A 15,565-nucleotide genomic window follows, 5' to 3' on the forward strand; every position below is an offset into this window, starting at 1 on the left:
AATCTCCTCAGGCCGTTGCAGCGGCGCGTTCCATCGCCGCCAGGTGCTGGTGAATCATCGCGACCGCCGCCGCACCCTCGCCTATCGCGCCGCCCACGCGCTTGACGGATCCGCTGCGCACGTCGCCCACGGCGAACAGGCCGGGGATGTTGGTCTCCAGCGGCGCGGGTTTGTAGTCGGAATGTTTGCAGGTCACGCTTTCGCCGGTGCGCACAAAGCCGTGCGCGTCCAGGGCCACGCCGCAGCTGTCCAGCCAGGCGGTTTCCGGATCCGCGCCGACAAACAGGAACACATTGCGCACCTCGGCGTCATGCTCGGTGCCGCGCTGGCGGTTGCGCCAGGTCACGGCGCTCAGGCCCGCGTTGCCGTCGCCGTGCAGCTTGACCACTTCGGTCTGCGGCAACAGCTCGATATTGGGCGTGGCGTCTATGCGGTCTATCAGGTAGCGCGACATGCTGGCCGCCAGGCTGGGGCCGCGCACCAGCATGTTGACCTTGGCCGCGTGCTGCGACAAAAACACCGCGGCCTGCCCGGCCGAATTGCCGCCGCCCACCAACACCACCTCGGTCTGGCTGCACATCCTGGCTTCCAGCGCCGAGGCCCAGTACCAGACACCGCGGCCCTCAAACTCGGCCAGGCGCGGCACCTCGGGGCGGCGGTAGCGCGCGCCGCTGGCCACCACCACCGTCTTGGCGCGCAACACGCGGCCGTCGGTCAGCTTCACATGCAGCTCGCCTTTGATGGCCTTGGCCGCGCAGTCCAGCGACTGGGCTTGCGCGGGGATCAGCATCTCGACGCCGAACTTCTGCGCCTGCACATAAGCGCGGCCGGCCAGCGCCTGGCCCGAGATGCCGGTCGGGAAACCCAGGTAGTTCTCGATGCGCGCGCTCGCGCCGGCCTGGCCGCCGTAAGCCCTGCAGTCCAGCACGATGACCTGCAGGCCTTCGGAGGCCGCATACACCGCCGTCGCCAGGCCGGCCGGCCCGCCGCCCACCACAATCACGTCGAACAGGCCCTCGCGCTCGGCCGTGTCCACCATGCCCATGCAGCGGGCCAGCTGGTTCTCGCCGGGGTTCACCAGCACCGAGCCGTCGGGGCAGACCGCCAGCACGTCGCCGGCGGCGGCGCCGTACTCCACCATCAGCGCGGCGGCATCGGCATCTTCGGCGATGTCGACCACATGGTGGGGTTCGCCGTTGCGATTCAAAAAGCTTTGCAGCCGCACCACGGCGGCCGACTGCGGCCGGCCTATCAGCACCGGGCCGCTGGCGCCGGCTTCGATCAGCGCGACACGCCGCAATATCAGCGCGCGCACCACGCGCTCGCCCAGGTCGGCCTCGGCAATGATGAGCGCGCGCAGTTGGCTGGGCGGCACCAGCAAGGTGTCCACCTCGTCCTCGGCATGGCCGTCCACCAGCGCCGGCGCGCCGGAAAGCTGGCCCACCTCGGCCAGGAACTGGCCCGGCCCCTGCGTGACGATGGGCACCACATGGCCCAGGCCGTCGCGCTGGGTAATGGTGACCGAGCCCTTGAGCACCACAAACATGCCGGGGCCGGGCTCGCCAGCGGCGAACAGCCTGTCGCCTTTTTTGAAATGCAGCACGCTGCCGAAGCGGCGTATGCGCGCGATCTCCGCCGGGCTCAGCACGGGGAACATCTGGTGGCGCCGGCTCTCGGCCAGCGGCGGTGGTGCGGGGGTTGGGTCGTCAGCCATCAAAAACTCCGGTGCGCGTGAGGATGGAAACAGGCAGCGCTTGCACAGCGCCATGCCGACATGATGCCGGATTAACGGCCGGCATGGCGACTGCTACAAACTTTTGCGCGGCCAGGTCCGGTTGCTGGCCTCGGCTATTTCACTTCGAAACGGCGGCTACAACATGTACCGCTGAGCCGTTCACAAAACCCAGCGAAGCGGTCCTGGCTAGGCGCGCCGCCGCAGACAGTGCTCCAGCACGGCAAGGCGGCTGCAACAACGCCAGGAGGGTTTTTGAGCGGCTCAGCGGTTACCAGCCGTAAAGCCGGCGCCAGGTGGCGACTTCACCGTTCTCGGCCAGCGCATGGTATTCAGGATGCTGTGCGCCGGTGGCGCAAGCATGGTTGGGCAAAATGCGCAGCTGCGTGCCGACCGGGAAACGCTTCGCGATATCGGTATCGGGCGCGCCTTCGCGCGAAAGAATGCCGTGCTCCTGGTTGGCGCCGCTGAGCACATAACCGGCCAGCACCTCGCCCTCGGCATCACAGACCTGGCCGTAGCCGAAGTCATGCGCCTGCTTCTGGGTGCCGCGGTCGCGGCTCATGGCCATCCAGCCGGCGTCCACAATCGCCCAGCCTTTGTCCACCTGATGGCCTATCACCGTGGTCAGCACGCTGAGCGCGATGTCGTCGGTGGTGCAGACGCCGATGTTGTGCATCACCAGGTCAAAGAACACATACACCCCGGCGCGCACCTCGGTCACGCCATCCAGCTGCGCCGCCGACAGCGCCGTCGGCGTGGAACCCACGCTGACCACCGCGCAGGGAAAGCCCGCCTCGCGCACACGTTCGGCGGCCCGCACGCAGGCGGCGCGCTCCTGCTCGGCCATGGCGGCCAGCGCTTCGGGCGTATTGAGGTCGTAGCTCGATCCGGCATGCGTCATCACACCGCCCAGCACCATGCCGCCCTGGTGCAGCACGCGCGCCACGTCCAGCAAGGCGGCCTCGCCGGGCTTGATGCCCGAGCGGTGGCCGTCGCTGTCGATTTCTATCCAGACCTCGAATTTTTCGCCGTGCTCGCGGCCGAAGGCGGCAATCGCCGCGGCCGAGGCCACGCTGTCGGTGATGATTTTCAAATCACAGCCCTGGCGCCGCAGCGCCAGCGCCTGCGGCAGCTTGGCCGGCACCATGCCGACCGCGTAAAGGATGTCGTTAAAACCATCGGCGTAAAACTGCGCGGCCTCCTTGAGCGTGGACACCGTGATGCCCTCGGCCCCGGCCCTGAGCTGCGCGCGCGCCACCGGCGTGCATTTGCTGGTTTTGACATGCGGCCTGAAACGCACGCCCAGCGCGTTCATGCGCTGCTGCATGCGCTCAATGTTGCGCTGCATGCGCGCGAGGTCTATCACGGCGGCGGGCGTGTCCAGCGCGGCCAGGGGGTTGGTCTGGGTGGTGGCGTTCAAAGGGGGTCTCCGATGCGAGCTATCAACAAAATCATTCACCAGGGCCAGCTGATGCTCTGGCCCTTGCCGGCAAGGCGCGCGCGCTGCTCCAGCATGCGCGCAACCGTAAGGTCTTGCAAGGCGATGCCGGTCATGTCGAACACGGTGATGTCGCCGGCGCTGCGCGCAAACGCGGCCTTGCCCGAAAGCACATCGCCGATTTCGGTGCAGGCGATGTCAGGCGCCCATTGCAGCTCACCTATTCCGCGCGACTGGTCGGCATCGTCCACAAACACGCGCGCCCTGGCCAGCAGGCCTTCAGGCAGCTCGCGTTTGCCCTTGGTGTCGCTGCCCACCGCATTGATATGGGTCCCGGGCCGTACAGCGGCCAACTCGAACAGCGGGCCCTTGCCGGTGGTGGCGGTGATCAGCACATCGCTTTGGGCCACGGCGGCATTCACATCGGCCGCATGCGCGATCGCGCACTGCCCGGCAAACTTCGCCTCAAACGCCGGCTTGGGTGCGCCGTCGGCCGTGGCGTAAAACACCTGGCGTAGCCCGGGCAGCTGGCGAATGGCAAAGCGCAGCTGCGCCTGTGCCTGCACGCCGGTGCCGAACACGCAAACCGTGCGGCTGTCCGGCCGCGCCAGTTGCAGGCCCAGGCCGCCGGCGGCGCCGGTGCGCTCGGTGGTGACGGCGTTGCCGTCGATCAGGCAGGTCGGCCGGCCGGTGGCGGGGTCAAACAGCATGATGGTGGCCTGGTGGGCGTCGGCGCCCCGCGCGAGGTTGCCGGGCCAGAAACCGGCCGCCTTGAAACCCAGCAGCGACTGCGCCCCCACGTCACCCGACTTGATGCCGAACACGCCGCCGGTGGCCAGCCTTTCACGCACCAGGGAGAACACGCGGCCCTCACCCTGGCTGTGCAGCACAAAGGCTTCACGTGTGGCTTCCAGCACATCGGCGGGCAGCAGCATGGCTTCGACCGCGTGTTTGTCCAGCAGCAGGAGTTGCGCATCGGCCGGCAGGGCCGCGTTTGGCGCGGCGTTGCCAAAGCTGGCAGGATGAGGCTTAAGACCGGGTGTTTGTGCTTCATTCGACATCTGGAAATATTATCCATTATTAGACAATTTGTCAAACAAGCCACTTCACTTTCACTCGTCCATTGCAGGAGACTCCATGCCCGGCAACCCGCACGCCCCTTGTGACGAAGGCATCATCCGCGCCCAGGCCGGCGACTGCGGCCCCACGCCACATCCCAAGCTGGCGCTGGCCGCCACGGTGCTCGGTTCTTCCATGGCTTTTATCGACGGCTCGGTCGTCAACATCGCCCTGCCCGCCATCCAGCGCGACCTGGCCGGCGGCTCGGCCTCCGGGCTGGCCGAAATGCAATGGGTCATCAATGCCTACCTGCTTTTGCTGGGCTCGCTGGTGCTGGTGGGCGGCTCGCTGGGCGACCGCTTTGGCCGGCGCAAGATCTTCATCATGGGCATCGCCCTGTTCACCGCCGCCTCCATCGCCTGCGGCCTGGCGCCCGGGCCGCTCGCGCTGATCGCGGCGCGCGCCCTGCAAGGCGTGGGCGCGGCCCTGCTGGTGCCGGCCAGCCTGGCCATCATCGGCAATGTGTTTGAGGGCGAGGCGCGCGGCAAGGCCATCGGCACCTGGGCCGCCTGGGCGGCGATCACCGGCGCGGCCGGGCCTGTGCTGGGCGGCTGGCTCGTCGATGCGGTGTCGTGGCGCGCCATCTTCTTTTTGAATGTGCCCATGGCCGTCGCCACCGTGTGGCTGGCCCTGTACGCCGTGCCCGACAGCCGCGACCCCGACGCGCCCCAGCAGCTGGACTGGCCCGGCGTGCTGCTGGTGGCCAGCGGCCTGGGCGGCCTGACCTACGGCCTGACCCTGGCGCCTGAGCGTGGCTGGCAGGCGGCCCAGGTACTGGGCCCCATCGCCCTGGGCGCGGTGCTGCTACTGGCCTTCGTCTTTGTGCAGGCCCACACGCGCGCACCCATGATGCCGCTGGGCCTGTTCAAGTCGCGGGATTTTGTGGGTACCAATTTGCTCACGCTGCTGCTGTACTTCGCGCTCAGCGGCGCGCTGTTCTTTTTGCCCTTTGTGCTGATAGGCGCCTTCCACTATTCCGCCACTGCCGCGGGCGCCACCTTGCTGCCCTTCTCGCTGCTGCTGGGTTTTCTGTCGCCGGCCACCGCCAGGCTCACCGAACGTTTTGGCGCCCGCGCCATGCTGATGGCCGGGCCGGCCGTGGCGGCCGCGGGCTTTGCGCTGCTGGCCCTGCCCGGCGTGGGCTGGCCTTACTGGGCCGGTTTCTTCCCCGCCATGGTGGTGCTGGGCCTGGGCATGACGATTGCCGTCGCGCCGCTAACCACCACCGTGATGAACGCCGTGCCCGCCGCCCATGCCGGCATTGCCTCGGGCATCAACAACGCCGTGGCCCGCGTGGCCGGCCTGCTGGCCGTGGCCTTGCTGGGCGTGGTGTTTGCCATCGCGCTGCAGGGCCCGGTGCAGTCGGCCCCGCCCGAATTGCTGGTGGCGGCCTTTCGCTGGGTGGTGCTGGGCTGCGTGCTGTGCGCGCTGGGGGCGTCGGCCTGCGCGCTGCTGTTTCTGGCGCCGGCCGGGGTGAAAAGCACGCGGCCTTAAACTTGAGGCTTCAGGCGGCCTTGCCGGGCTCGCTCCACGCGGCCAATACCGCGTCCTCCCACCCTCCTCCACACCACCCCATGCCATTTTCCTCACTGGGCTTTTCGCCCGCGCTGCTGCCCCTGCTGCTGCGCGCCCTCGACGAAAAAGGCTATACCACCCCCACGCCCATCCAGCAGGCCGCCATCCCGGCCATCCTGGAAGGCCGCGACCTGGTGGCCTCGGCCCAGACAGGCTCGGGCAAGACCGCGGCCTTTGCGCTACCGCTGCTGCAGCGCCTGGCGACCACTGCCGCGCCCGGCGGCCACCGGCCCGTTCGTGCGCTCATCCTGGTGCCCACGCGTGAACTCGCGGCGCAGGTCGGTGAGGCCATCGTCAGCTTCGCCAAATATTTGCCGCAGCGCGTGAAAGTGGCGATTGTGTTTGGCGGCGTCTCGATCAACCCGCAAATGATGAACCTGCGTGGCGGCGCCGACATCGTGGTCGCCACACCGGGCCGGCTGCTCGATTTGATAGACCACAACGCCCTGACCCTGGCCGGTACCAGCAGCCTGGTACTCGACGAAGCCGACCGCCTGCTGGACCTGGGCTTTGGCGAGGAACTCAATCGCATCCTGGCCCTGCTGCCGGCCAAGCGCCAGACCCTGTTCTTTTCAGCAACCTTCCCGCCCGCCATTGAAGCCTTGGCCGCCAGCCTGCTGCGCAACCCGCTGCGCGTCGAAGTCGCGCCCGTGGTGCAAGCCGTGCCCGACATCGCCCAGCGCGCGATTGAAGTCGATGCCCCCCGCCGCACCCAGCTGCTGCGCCACCTGGTGCAAACCGAAAAATGGGAGCGCGTGCTGGTCTTTGTCGCCACCAAACACGCGGCCGAAATCGTGGCCGACAAGCTGCGAAAAGTGGACATCCAGGCCGAACCCTTCCACGGCGAACTGAGCCAGGGCAAACGTACCCAGGTGCTGCAGGACTTCAAGATCAAGGCCGTGCAAGTGGTGGTCGCCACCGACGTCGCCGCACGCGGCATAGACATCGCGCAGCTACCGGTCGTCGTCAACTACGACCTGCCGCGCTCCGTCACCGACTACACCCACCGCATAGGCCGCACCGGCCGGGCCGGTGAATCAGGCGTGGCGGTAAGTTTTGTGAGTGCAGACACCGAGGCGCATTTCAAGCTGATTGAAAAGCGCCTGGGCCTCAAAGTGCCGCGCGAGCAGGTCGCGGGTTTTGAGCGGGTGGAAGTCGCGGCGGTGAACCCGGTCGATCCTGCGGGGACGGGTGGGGTCAAGGGGAAGCGGCCTAGCAAGAAGGATAAGTTGCGGGCGCTTTCCGGCGGTCAGTCATAGTTTGTCGCGTATGTCTCATGTCATGCGACTAGTTAGCATTTGAATGTCCTCGACCAAATGCGCTGCTATTTGAATAGGTCAGCCTCCGCGCTTGACCTCACTCTTAATTTCATGAGTAGCGCGCAAAAAAATACGCATGATTGAGGTTGGCCCCTCCAAATTCAACTCTTCATAAGTTACAGCCTCTGGCCAGCGAATAGGCTCATTTAGACGCGTCTCAAGAGCAATAACAATTTTTTGTGCGATATCAGGTAAAAATGTCGCCGCTGGCCCACGAAGTAACTTCAAAAGCAGCAAGAGCGAATAGATTTGGCTGAACTCAGCATAGTACCTAGAGAAGTTCGTCGTCGTGAATTTCCACTCGGTATGCTCATTCGCGTGATCATCTTTTCCTCCGCCCCAACCCATCCGCAACAAGATTTGTGGACTGAAGTGAACCCATTTTGACGTTGTAGAGTACAAGTAGCTATACAACTCGTGCATGCGGGCAACCTTTGCCATATGCCACACCGTTGGCCAGGATTGCCGGCCAGTCCATCCAAGTTTTGCTGACAATGTCCGCAATTGTTGCTCAGCAACTTCCCCACTTTGCTTCGAGGGTTGTACTACGGGCTGCCACGGGCGGTTCAGACTAAAAAAATCGCTTTGCGCAGCAATACCCTCTGCCAAGTTTGCATTCATGAGTAACGTCAGAGCTTGATTGCGATCATCTTCGCTTAGCGACTCTAGAAAGGTAAAAGTGATCAGATCTTCGCAAATACCACGTAGCGTTGCGGTTATAAAGAAGCCATGTTCCGGTGGGGGATCTTGATGCACTAAAGAAGTGAACTCAAAGCTCTTCGCTACCGAGGCACGTATCGCCAACCCATATATTCCCTTCTCATGTATGGTCGCACGAGTTATCTCGTCAACGGCGACTTTCAACTCATTTAACAGACCATGAGTAGTTAGAGCTTCGATAGCCGCTGCTTTCTTACCCATTTTTACTCCCTCAGTAGATTGACTACGAATAAAAAAATCAAAAATGGCGGTGCGATTGAGTTTCTTAAAAGCCGCTCTCTCAATGCATTCGAAGCAACAACTGGGAAGCTACCGGCTGAAAAACGAGGCCTGCAGAAATCGCACTCCCATCAATATCTGCCGAATCCTCTCGCTCGACAGCGTCCCCATATACGTCCCCAAATGCGTCTTGTAAACGGAAGATACCTGCGAGAACACCACACTCCGCTTTCTCAAATTCCCCTCGCTGGGCTCTAGCAAGGCATTGCCCGGCTTCGTGGTGCGGTTGAGGTTGAGGTTGGAGATCAGCGTGCAATCAATTACGGTGCCGATCAGGTCTCGATGAGGCTAAACATCCCGTCCTAGCTCTTCACGCTCCCTCTTAGCCCGCAGAACACGAAAGCGCCAGCGCACAAGGCCGATGGCATAGCTGATGTAATAGCCCGCCAGCAGGCCAAAAACAGCCAGTGTGAGCGGGCTGCGCGCGAAGTCTCCGATGCCGTTGGGCATCCCCGGTGCGATGAGGTAGACCTCGACCAGGCGATAAACAATGCGCGCGACAAACAGCAGTGACAGCGCAATGCCCAGATGCGCATTGGGCGTGTAGAACAGGCCTTGGGGTGTCGGCTCAAAGCGCGTCTTGCCCAGCCCGAAGACGCCCAGCCAGGCGCCCAGGCCCAGGCCGCCGGCCAGCCAGCAGAGCCGATCCAGGTGCTCGCGCGCGGCAAAGCCTAGCAAGCAGATCAGAATCGGAAAGATCACCAGCGTGATCCAGGGCCTAATCCTCGACAGGCGCTGGCGCCCCACCATGCGGCGAAAGCGGGCGTAGACACGCCATGTAATCAGCGGAAGAAGCACAAGCAAGGTGATGGTGGAGGGACTCGACGCTGGCATGGTGTGGGCCTTCAAATGGCGAGGAATGGGCGCAGGCGGCGGGAACTATCGGGCACGAGGCCCCGGACTATCGACGGAGAAACGACGCCTGCAAAAATCGCATGCCCGCCAGTATCTGCTGAACCCGTTCGCCCGACAAGCTCCCTATGTGTTCACCCAGGCGCGTCTTGTAAACCGAAGAGACCTGCGACACGACGACCACGCTTTGCTTCTGCAGATTCCCCTCGCCGGGCTCCAGCAAGACATTGCCCGGCTCGGTCGCACGGTTCAGATTCGAGGTCAGCGCGCACACAACCACGGTGCTGATGCGGGAGCGGTTAAAGACGTCGTCCTGCACGACGACATGGGGATGCGGGGAGCCCGGGATGGAGCCGCGTGAGGGATCGGGATCCATCCAGAATATGTCGCCCTGCTTGAAGGTGTCGGGGAATGGGCCTAAAGGGGCTTCTGGGTCTCTGTCCATAAGCCTAGTTTCTCATCTTGGAGTGTTTGCATCGGCGGCCAGTGCTTCAAGGAAGTCGCGCTCGCCGTCGAGCCCCCACCACGGAACAGAAACCGCTCCACCAAGCTCGCAGAGTTGGCGCAGCAGCGCAAGCAAGGACTGGATTTCCGGCGATCCCCAATCGGGGCCCATTCGGTAATCGAACGCAAGAGTGTCTGGAAACACGAACACGCCTAAGTCCGGAATCGTTCGGTCAGAGCCTGCGATATCGCCTAGCACCACATGGAATGCCTCGGCCGCTCCTGAGACAACAAGAGATGCGCTTTCGGGGCCGGAAAATGGCGCCTCGGTTTGCGACTGGGTGAGCCAGAGAGACCCACCATTCGCGGTGACATTCCGCGCACCACGGTTGTAGAGATGCTGAAAGGCCAAAAGCATCCGTGACGAATCGCTGAATGTCACTTCTATTTCGGGAAGTGATCCGTCATTTGTTTCGAAGTACCTCGACAGGTTCATGCAACGCTTAAAGTGAAAGTCAAATCAACGGCCAACCGGGCTGGCCTCAAGGAGTCGCTCCCGCATCGATCAACAGCTTGACCACTTTGCCATGCCCTGCTTCACGCGCCTTGGCCAGGGCGGTACCTCCCCACTTCGAAACCTCATTGAGGCTGGCACCCGATTTGAGCAGAAGCTTCACCGCGCGAACATGACCGTGGCCGCTTGCCTGCATCAGGGGAGTCTGCATGTCCCCATCCACACTGTTCACATCGGCGCCTGCTCCCAGAAGAAGCTGAAGTATTTCCGTGCGGCCGTGGAAAGCGGCGAAGGTCATGAAGGTGGGCGACGCCCGGCTGTCCTTGCGCAGGTTGGGATCAATCTTGCCGGCAATCAGCGCTTTGACCTGCGCTACATCATTGCGCTCTATAGCTCGCATCATCAAATCGTGCTTGTCTGATGCCGCAACTACGGACGCGAAAAACAGGCCCAATAGCAAGAACATGAATCTGGTCAGCATGTTTTCCGCTTTCGAGAATCGACTCTGGATGCGCTTATTTACTCGCCATCCATCAAATCATCCTCACCCTCATTCCTCACCCGCGCCACCTTGATACCAGGCTTGGCCAGCACCTCCACATAAAACTGCTCGCCGCCGTCTTTCACGATTTCGTCAATCGACTTGATGAGGCCGGCTTCCGGCACCACAGTGGCCGAGGCTTCGCTATAGCCTGACTTGCAATCAAAGTCCCAAAAGTCCACGCCTTTGGGCAAGGCCTTGGCGCGTTCGCGTTTGAAATATTTGCGGATGTCGTGTTTGGCGGCTTCGAGCAGGCGCTCGCGGTTTTTGCCTTCGACTTTGAGCTGGAATGTTTTCTTCATGAGTACTTTGGTGTCGGTGAATAGCCTGTTGCGGCCACGGGATGCTACCGATTATCGGGCCGTAGCCCCATGGGCCTGCAAAACCATGGGCAAAAGCGGTGCAGCGGGCCACAATCTGCGCGGCATGGCGTTTGCTAGACCTACGCGCCAACATGCAAGCCCCCATCGTCCCTTCAAAGACTCAAGGAGTTTCCGATGATCTATGGATTGACTTATCTCGGTGTGATCCACACCGCCATCAGCCTCGTGGCCGTCGCGGCGGCCTTGATCGCCTTCTTCCGCGACAAGGAAATCATTGCCGCATCCATGTTGGGCCGGGTTTATATCTGGACCACCGTGCTGACCTGCCTCACGGCTTTTGGCATCTTCCAGCATGGCGGTTTCGGCAAGCCGCATGCGCTGGGCATCATCACGCTGCTGGTGCTGGGCATTGCCTGGGTGGCGGGCAACACCAAGGTGCTGGGCCGTGCCTCGCCTTATGTGGAGACGCTCAGTTATTCGATCACCTTTGTGTTCCACCTAATCCCGGCGATCACTGAAACATCTACGCGCCTGCCGCTGGGTGCGCCCCTGCTGCCGAATGCCGATGCGCCTGAGCTCAAGGTGGCCACGGGTGTTTTGCTGCTGCTTTACCTCATTGGCGCGGCGCTGCAGGTGAGGCGCATACGCGCGCGCAATGCGGCACAGGCAGTGCCGCTGCCGGGGTCTGCCGCGGCCTGAGCCTCTCAAAAAACAAAGAAAATCATCCGCAGATTTCGCAGATTTCCACAGATTGAAGAAAAAGAATGTGTACTCAGGACTTCATTCCTGTCTCCATACACCGGCCACATGACTTTCCATCTTGAAAGTCTTTATCTGCGTAAATCTGCGAAATCTGCGGATAGATTCCCTTATCAGCCGGGGCTAATGACCAGCAAATAGCGGCAGCCCCCTCGTCCCAGGGTTTTAAACACCAGCGGGCGGTCCACGCCGAAGTCCAGGCAGTCGCCGGGCGCCAGTTCAAAGACCTCGTCGCCGTAGTCAATGCGCAGGCCGCCTTCGACCAGCCAGAGGCGCTGGCGGTAGGGCTGGCCGGTCCACCTTGGGTAGGCGACGCGCGCACCCCGCGGCAATTCGACCTCGACCATCTCGGCGCCGCCTTCGCTGCCGCGCTCGGCCACCTGGCGGCGCAAATAGCCGGCTTCGGGGTCGCGCCAGACTTCCTGGTCCGCCTTTTTGCGCAGGCGGCGGCCGGCGTCCTTGTCTTCTTCGGTGAGCAGTTGCGCGAGCGGCACGCCCAAGCCGGCGGCGAGCCGGCCCAGGATCATGGCGGTGGGGCTGCTCTCGACGCGCTCGACCTTGGAGATCATGGCCTTGCTGACGCCCGAGCGTTCGGCCAGTTCGGCCAGGCTCAGGCCCTTGGCCTGGCGCAGGGCCAGCAGCCGGGAGGCGATCAGGGCGTCAATCGTCATGGGGTGTCTTTCGGCAAAAACATTCGTCTATCATAAGGGACAAATAATCTCTTATAGTAGACAAATATTTCTACCCCTTTTTCCACCTCCCGAAAGGAGTTCGCCATGCATTCCGTGCTGTGTACCGAAGAACGCCATGCCGGCCAGATCCTGGCCATCTTCAACGAGGCCATCGTCAATTCAACCGCGCTGTATGACTACAAGCCGCGCACGCCCGAGAGCATGGTCACCTGGTTTGCCGCCAAACGTGCGAACGGCTTTCCGGTGATCGGGCTGGAAGACGACGCCGGCAAGCTGCTGGGCTTTGCGAGCTACGGCACCTTTCGCGCCTTCCCGGCCTACAAATACACGGTCGAGCATTCAGTCTATGTGGAGAAAAGCTGCCGCGGCCAGGGGCTGGGGCGCAAGCTGCTGGAGGCCATCGTCGGCAAGGCCGAGGCGCAAGGCATGCATGTGCTGGTGGGCGCCATCGACCTGGAGAACAGCGCGAGCATGGAGCTGCACAAGCGCCTGGGCTTTGAGCATTGCGGCACCATCAAACAGGCGGCCTTCAAGTTCGGCCGCTGGCTGGATCTGGCTTTTTTGCAGAAGACGCTGGTGACGCCTCTGCAGCCTGTGGACGGTTAAGAAGCTGTTCTAGGCCTGGCCCGATTGCGCCAGCGCCTTGTCGATGGCCTCGTGCAAATGCTGCAGGCCGAAAGACACGTCGCAGACCACGCCGTTGACGTAGAAGGTGGGTGTTGAGCGCACGCCCAGGTGGCGGCCGCTTTGCATGTGCTCCTGCACGCGCTGCAGGTAGACGTGGTCGTTCATTTCATTCTGGTAGCGCGCCATGTCCAGGCCGGCCTGGGCGGCGTACTCGAGCAGGTGTTTGTCCTTGAGGTGCTGCTGGTGGGTGAAGAGCAGCTCATGCATGGACCAGAACTTGCCCTGGGCGCCGGCGGCCTCGGCCGCTTCGGCGGCGAGTTCGGCATGCGGGTGCACCTCGCGCAGCGGGAAGTGCCGGTAGACAAAACGCAGCTGCGGGCCGAAGTGCGGCAGCATGACTTTTAAAGCGCCGTAGGCCTGGAAGCAGGAGGGGCACTCGAAGTCGCCGTACTCGAGCAGCGTGACCGGGGCCGACGAGCGGCCGCGTATGTGGTCTATGGCCTCGTCAGGTTCAAGCTGGGGGTCCGGCGTGGGCATGGTTCACCTTTCTTCAACTGTTCAACGGGTCGTGGAGACAGTATGCGCCCTGGGCCGTGACGTGATCAAGACGCCGGGCAGCCAGAGCGCGGGAAGCGGTGAAACAGTCTGTGCGTATCAGCCCTGGTTGGCCGCGTTCTCGAGGGCTTCGTCCAGCGCCTTGCATGAGGGCGAGCACACGGCCTGGGACTTGCCCAGCACCTTGCGCGTGCCCATCAGGGAACGGGCGCGGTGCTTGCCGCACATAAAGCAGGACATGGTGGCCGCGCCGAAGGAGGTGGTGGCGGCGAACGGGGAGCCCGAGACCTTGGACTTGTAGCGCAGGCCGTCTGCGAGGACAGCGGTTTTGGCGTCAGCTCTTGCCATGGTTTGGATCTTCCTTGGTTTGGGGGGTTGAAGGGTTCATGGCCTTTTCGATGGCCTCTTTGGCCTGCTGCTCGGCGGCGAGCGAGGCATCCAGCGCGGACCGGCACAGGCCCGCGTACTGGTAGTTCACGTTTTCATACAACTCGGCGGCGGCCGGATGGGTGTCCAGCAGCGCCCCCAGCGCCACACCCGGCTCCACGTCGCCCAGTTCGCTGACGAGGTGCAGCACGACGGAGCGGTATTGCTCGGCGCCCACAGGCACCGCGCTGTGCTCCAGGCGCTCGAGCAACTCGGCCAGCACGTGGGTGACCGTGAGGTCGGTTTTGTGGGGGTGGGGATGTGTAGCGTTCATGCAGTGAATTTGGGGCTTCCTTCCCCAAAATCAAGCGCCGTGGCCGGCCAGGACGCCGGCCTTGCGGCGGCTGCCGGACCCGATTGGGCCTAGCCTGGATCAGCCTGGCACGCTATATTTTCTATAGCTGATGACGCTTGTCTGCCGTGGGTTGGAGCATTATTTTACCGCAAAAGCGCGGGGACCGCTTTCACCGTGCCCGGCGGGGGGGTTTTAAGGGGTCAAACCCCGTCATGCGGCTTAGGCGGCCGAACTGTCCGCCAGGTGTTTGACCAGCAGCCTGGCCGCGGCCGAAAGCCCGGTTTCGTCCCGGAAGCAGATCGCAAAACGGCGCCTGGCCCAGGCATCCGTCAGCGGCATCACGCGCAGGCCAAAGGTGCGCGCATAGGGATCGGCCACCTCGCGCGGCACCACGCTGATGGCGAGGTTGGCACGCACCACCCGCAGCGCGGCCTCGAAGTTGGAGACGATGACGCGGTGCACGATGGCCTTGCCCTGGAGCGCGGCGGCGCGCTGCAGCAGCACCTGCACCGCGCTTTGCGCCGGCAGGCTCACGTGTTCATAGCCCAGCGTCTGCTCAAAACTCAAGGTCTCATGCACCGCCAGCGGGTGCGAGGCATGGGCCACGATGGCCAGGTGGTCGTGGCGGTAGCCGCGCGACTGCAGGCCGGACAGGTCGGCCGCGTCCCAGCAGATGCCGACCGAGGCCACGCCTTCCTTGATGCCGCGTATCACCTCGGGGCTCACGCGCTCTTCCATGCTGATGCGGATGTCGTGGTGGGCCGGCGCCTGCAAAAAGCCGGCGACGTCGTCGGCCAGCGATTCGGCCATGACCGAAGCCGTGGCCAGGATGCGCACCTGGCCGCGCACGCCCAGCGCGTAGTCGCCCATTTCGCGCTCAATCTGTTCGGCGCTGGCCAGCATGGCGCGCGCATGCTCCAACAGGCTTTCGCCGGCCGGCGTGGGCTCGACGCCGCGCCGCCTGCGCAGCAGCAAGGACGTGCCCACGGTGTCTTCAAGCTGGGCTAGGCGCTTGCTGACGGCCGAGCCGACGATATTGGCCTGCTCGGCCGCGCGGGCAATGCTGCGCGCGTCACAGACGGCGGCGAACAGGCGTAGCGTGGTCAGGTCCAGGTCTCTCATGTTTGCTTTCTTGAAATCCATGATATTCCCGATTGGAACACCACAGCTTCCAAAATTTACCAATCAAACGCTTTGGGAAATTCTAAACTGAGGGCAAGCGCCCCAGATCCCGTCAAATCCTGCAAAACCCGGAATTCGGAGACAAAGTGACCCACGCCGCGACCACCACACCCGCCCTGACCTACCAAGACATCATCCTCTAGGTCGTCGTGCGCGACGGGCTGCTAAGC

Annotated in this window: 18 protein-coding genes; 4 read left to right on the forward strand and 14 right to left on the reverse strand. The window is 63.3% G+C overall.

Annotated elements, in window-relative coordinates:
• Window positions 1-7: 7 nt before the first annotated feature.
• The 3 genes from ACEN8I_RS21160 to ACEN8I_RS21170 all read right to left on the reverse strand — a co-directional run bounded on the left by ACEN8I_RS21160 (window position 8) and on the right by ACEN8I_RS21170 (window position 4,234).
• A complete protein-coding gene (locus ACEN8I_RS21160; protein ID WP_413330589.1) occupies window positions 8-1,714 on the reverse strand; it encodes an FAD-dependent oxidoreductase in 1,707 nt (568 codons plus the stop codon).
• Between the two features lie 289 nt (window positions 1,715-2,003).
• A complete protein-coding gene (locus tag ACEN8I_RS21165; protein ID WP_413330590.1) occupies window positions 2,004-3,155 on the reverse strand; it encodes a DSD1 family PLP-dependent enzyme in 1,152 nt (383 codons plus the stop codon).
• 35 nt (window positions 3,156-3,190) lie between these two features.
• Window positions 3,191-4,234 (reverse strand): ornithine cyclodeaminase family protein, encoded by a 1,044-nt coding sequence (locus ACEN8I_RS21170; protein WP_413330591.1) that lies wholly within the window; start codon window positions 4,232-4,234, stop codon window positions 3,191-3,193.
• 76 nt (window positions 4,235-4,310) lie between these two features.
• Here ACEN8I_RS21170 and ACEN8I_RS21175 point away from each other — a divergent pair, with 76 nt between their 5' ends.
• The gene (locus ACEN8I_RS21175; RefSeq protein ID WP_413330592.1) at window positions 4,311-5,786 is read left to right on the forward strand and encodes a DHA2 family efflux MFS transporter permease subunit; all 1,476 of its coding nucleotides are present in this window, start codon (window positions 4,311-4,313) and stop codon (window positions 5,784-5,786) included.
• A gap of 80 nt (window positions 5,787-5,866) precedes the next feature.
• Window positions 5,867-7,126 (forward strand): DEAD/DEAH box helicase, encoded by a 1,260-nt coding sequence (locus ACEN8I_RS21180; protein ID WP_413330593.1) that lies wholly within the window; start codon window positions 5,867-5,869, stop codon window positions 7,124-7,126.
• A gap of 78 nt (window positions 7,127-7,204) precedes the next feature.
• Here the strand turns inward: ACEN8I_RS21180 and ACEN8I_RS21185 are convergent, their stop codons facing one another.
• From ACEN8I_RS21185 to ACEN8I_RS21210, 6 genes are all read right to left on the reverse strand, one after another.
• On the reverse strand, window positions 7,205-8,107 hold the full coding sequence (locus tag ACEN8I_RS21185; protein ID WP_413330594.1) for a DUF5677 domain-containing protein: 903 nt from the start codon (window positions 8,105-8,107) through the stop codon (window positions 7,205-7,207).
• Window positions 8,108-8,473: 366 nt separating this feature from the next.
• Complete coding sequence (locus ACEN8I_RS21190) at window positions 8,474-9,019, reverse strand: hypothetical protein (RefSeq protein WP_413330595.1); 546 nt, start codon at window positions 9,017-9,019, stop codon at window positions 8,474-8,476.
• Window positions 9,020-9,086: 67 nt separating this feature from the next.
• Window positions 9,087-9,482 (reverse strand): type II toxin-antitoxin system PemK/MazF family toxin, encoded by a 396-nt coding sequence (locus ACEN8I_RS21195; protein WP_413330596.1) that lies wholly within the window; start codon window positions 9,480-9,482, stop codon window positions 9,087-9,089.
• Window positions 9,483-9,494: 12 nt separating this feature from the next.
• Complete coding sequence (locus ACEN8I_RS21200; RefSeq protein ID WP_413330597.1) at window positions 9,495-9,977, reverse strand: hypothetical protein; 483 nt, start codon at window positions 9,975-9,977, stop codon at window positions 9,495-9,497.
• A gap of 46 nt (window positions 9,978-10,023) precedes the next feature.
• Complete coding sequence (locus tag ACEN8I_RS21205; RefSeq protein WP_413330598.1) at window positions 10,024-10,476, reverse strand: ankyrin repeat domain-containing protein; 453 nt, start codon at window positions 10,474-10,476, stop codon at window positions 10,024-10,026.
• Between the two features lie 38 nt (window positions 10,477-10,514).
• Entirely contained in the window at window positions 10,515-10,838 is a 324-nt protein-coding gene (locus tag ACEN8I_RS21210) for a DUF6172 family protein (protein ID WP_413330599.1), read from the reverse strand.
• 195 nt (window positions 10,839-11,033) lie between these two features.
• On the opposite strand from ACEN8I_RS21210, the gene ACEN8I_RS21215 reads away from it, so the two are divergent.
• Complete coding sequence (locus ACEN8I_RS21215) at window positions 11,034-11,558, forward strand: hypothetical protein (RefSeq protein WP_413330600.1); 525 nt, start codon at window positions 11,034-11,036, stop codon at window positions 11,556-11,558.
• Window positions 11,559-11,731: 173 nt separating this feature from the next.
• Here ACEN8I_RS21215 and ACEN8I_RS21220 read toward each other — a convergent pair whose 3' ends face one another.
• A complete protein-coding gene (locus ACEN8I_RS21220; RefSeq protein ID WP_413330601.1) occupies window positions 11,732-12,289 on the reverse strand; it encodes a helix-turn-helix domain-containing protein in 558 nt (185 codons plus the stop codon).
• Window positions 12,290-12,394: 105 nt separating this feature from the next.
• On the opposite strand from ACEN8I_RS21220, the gene ACEN8I_RS21225 reads away from it, so the two are divergent.
• Window positions 12,395-12,916: an N-acetyltransferase family protein gene (locus ACEN8I_RS21225; RefSeq protein WP_413330602.1), complete on the forward strand. Its 522-nt coding sequence runs from the start codon at window positions 12,395-12,397 to the stop codon at window positions 12,914-12,916.
• 9 nt (window positions 12,917-12,925) lie between these two features.
• On the opposite strand, the gene ACEN8I_RS21230 is transcribed toward ACEN8I_RS21225, so the two are convergent.
• From ACEN8I_RS21230 to ACEN8I_RS21245, 4 genes are all read right to left on the reverse strand, one after another.
• Window positions 12,926-13,474 carry a DsbA family protein gene (locus ACEN8I_RS21230; RefSeq protein WP_413330603.1) on the reverse strand — a complete coding sequence of 183 codons (549 nt, stop codon included), beginning with the start codon at window positions 13,472-13,474 and terminating at the stop codon, window positions 12,926-12,928.
• Window positions 13,475-13,591: 117 nt separating this feature from the next.
• Window positions 13,592-13,840 carry a hypothetical protein gene (locus ACEN8I_RS21235; protein WP_074574576.1) on the reverse strand — a complete coding sequence of 83 codons (249 nt, stop codon included), beginning with the start codon at window positions 13,838-13,840 and terminating at the stop codon, window positions 13,592-13,594.
• The gene (locus tag ACEN8I_RS21240; RefSeq protein ID WP_413330604.1) at window positions 13,827-14,192 is read right to left on the reverse strand and encodes a hypothetical protein; all 366 of its coding nucleotides are present in this window, start codon (window positions 14,190-14,192) and stop codon (window positions 13,827-13,829) included. The genes ACEN8I_RS21235 and ACEN8I_RS21240 overlap by 14 nt, the downstream gene beginning before the upstream one ends.
• A gap of 240 nt (window positions 14,193-14,432) precedes the next feature.
• Entirely contained in the window at window positions 14,433-15,335 is a 903-nt protein-coding gene (locus ACEN8I_RS21245; protein ID WP_413330605.1) for a LysR family transcriptional regulator, read from the reverse strand.
• Window positions 15,336-15,565 lie beyond the last annotated feature (230 nt).

Source organism: Polaromonas sp. CT11-55 (assembly GCF_047303325.1).
Lineage (GTDB): Bacteria > Pseudomonadota > Gammaproteobacteria > Burkholderiales > Burkholderiaceae_C > Polaromonas.

Bases quoted from the DNA above. Each gene is read 5' to 3' on its own strand.
- ACEN8I_RS21160 (WP_413330589.1), bottom strand. From the start codon at position 1,714: ATGGCTGACGACCCAACCCCCGCACCACCGCCGCTGGCCGAGAGCCGG.
- ACEN8I_RS21170 (WP_413330591.1), bottom strand. From the start codon at position 4,234: ATGTCGAATGAAGCACAAACACCCGGTCTTAAGCCTCATCCTGCCAGC.
- ACEN8I_RS21175 (WP_413330592.1), top strand. From the start codon at position 4,311: ATGCCCGGCAACCCGCACGCCCCTTGTGACGAAGGCATCATCCGCGCC.
- ACEN8I_RS21180 (WP_413330593.1), top strand. From the start codon at position 5,867: ATGCCATTTTCCTCACTGGGCTTTTCGCCCGCGCTGCTGCCCCTGCTG.
- ACEN8I_RS21185 (WP_413330594.1), bottom strand. From the start codon at position 8,107: ATGGGTAAGAAAGCAGCGGCTATCGAAGCTCTAACTACTCATGGTCTG.
- ACEN8I_RS21190 (WP_413330595.1), bottom strand. From the start codon at position 9,019: ATGCCAGCGTCGAGTCCCTCCACCATCACCTTGCTTGTGCTTCTTCCG.
- ACEN8I_RS21195 (WP_413330596.1), bottom strand. From the start codon at position 9,482: ATGGACAGAGACCCAGAAGCCCCTTTAGGCCCATTCCCCGACACCTTC.
- ACEN8I_RS21200 (WP_413330597.1), bottom strand. From the start codon at position 9,977: ATGAACCTGTCGAGGTACTTCGAAACAAATGACGGATCACTTCCCGAA.
- ACEN8I_RS21205 (WP_413330598.1), bottom strand. From the start codon at position 10,476: ATGCTGACCAGATTCATGTTCTTGCTATTGGGCCTGTTTTTCGCGTCC.
- ACEN8I_RS21210 (WP_413330599.1), bottom strand. From the start codon at position 10,838: ATGAAGAAAACATTCCAGCTCAAAGTCGAAGGCAAAAACCGCGAGCGC.
- ACEN8I_RS21215 (WP_413330600.1), top strand. From the start codon at position 11,034: ATGATCTATGGATTGACTTATCTCGGTGTGATCCACACCGCCATCAGC.
- ACEN8I_RS21220 (WP_413330601.1), bottom strand. From the start codon at position 12,289: ATGACGATTGACGCCCTGATCGCCTCCCGGCTGCTGGCCCTGCGCCAG.
- ACEN8I_RS21225 (WP_413330602.1), top strand. From the start codon at position 12,395: ATGCATTCCGTGCTGTGTACCGAAGAACGCCATGCCGGCCAGATCCTG.
- ACEN8I_RS21230 (WP_413330603.1), bottom strand. From the start codon at position 13,474: ATGCCCACGCCGGACCCCCAGCTTGAACCTGACGAGGCCATAGACCAC.
- ACEN8I_RS21235 (WP_074574576.1), bottom strand. From the start codon at position 13,840: ATGGCAAGAGCTGACGCCAAAACCGCTGTCCTCGCAGACGGCCTGCGC.
- ACEN8I_RS21240 (WP_413330604.1), bottom strand. From the start codon at position 14,192: ATGAACGCTACACATCCCCACCCCCACAAAACCGACCTCACGGTCACC.
- ACEN8I_RS21245 (WP_413330605.1), bottom strand. From the start codon at position 15,335: ATGAGAGACCTGGACCTGACCACGCTACGCCTGTTCGCCGCCGTCTGT.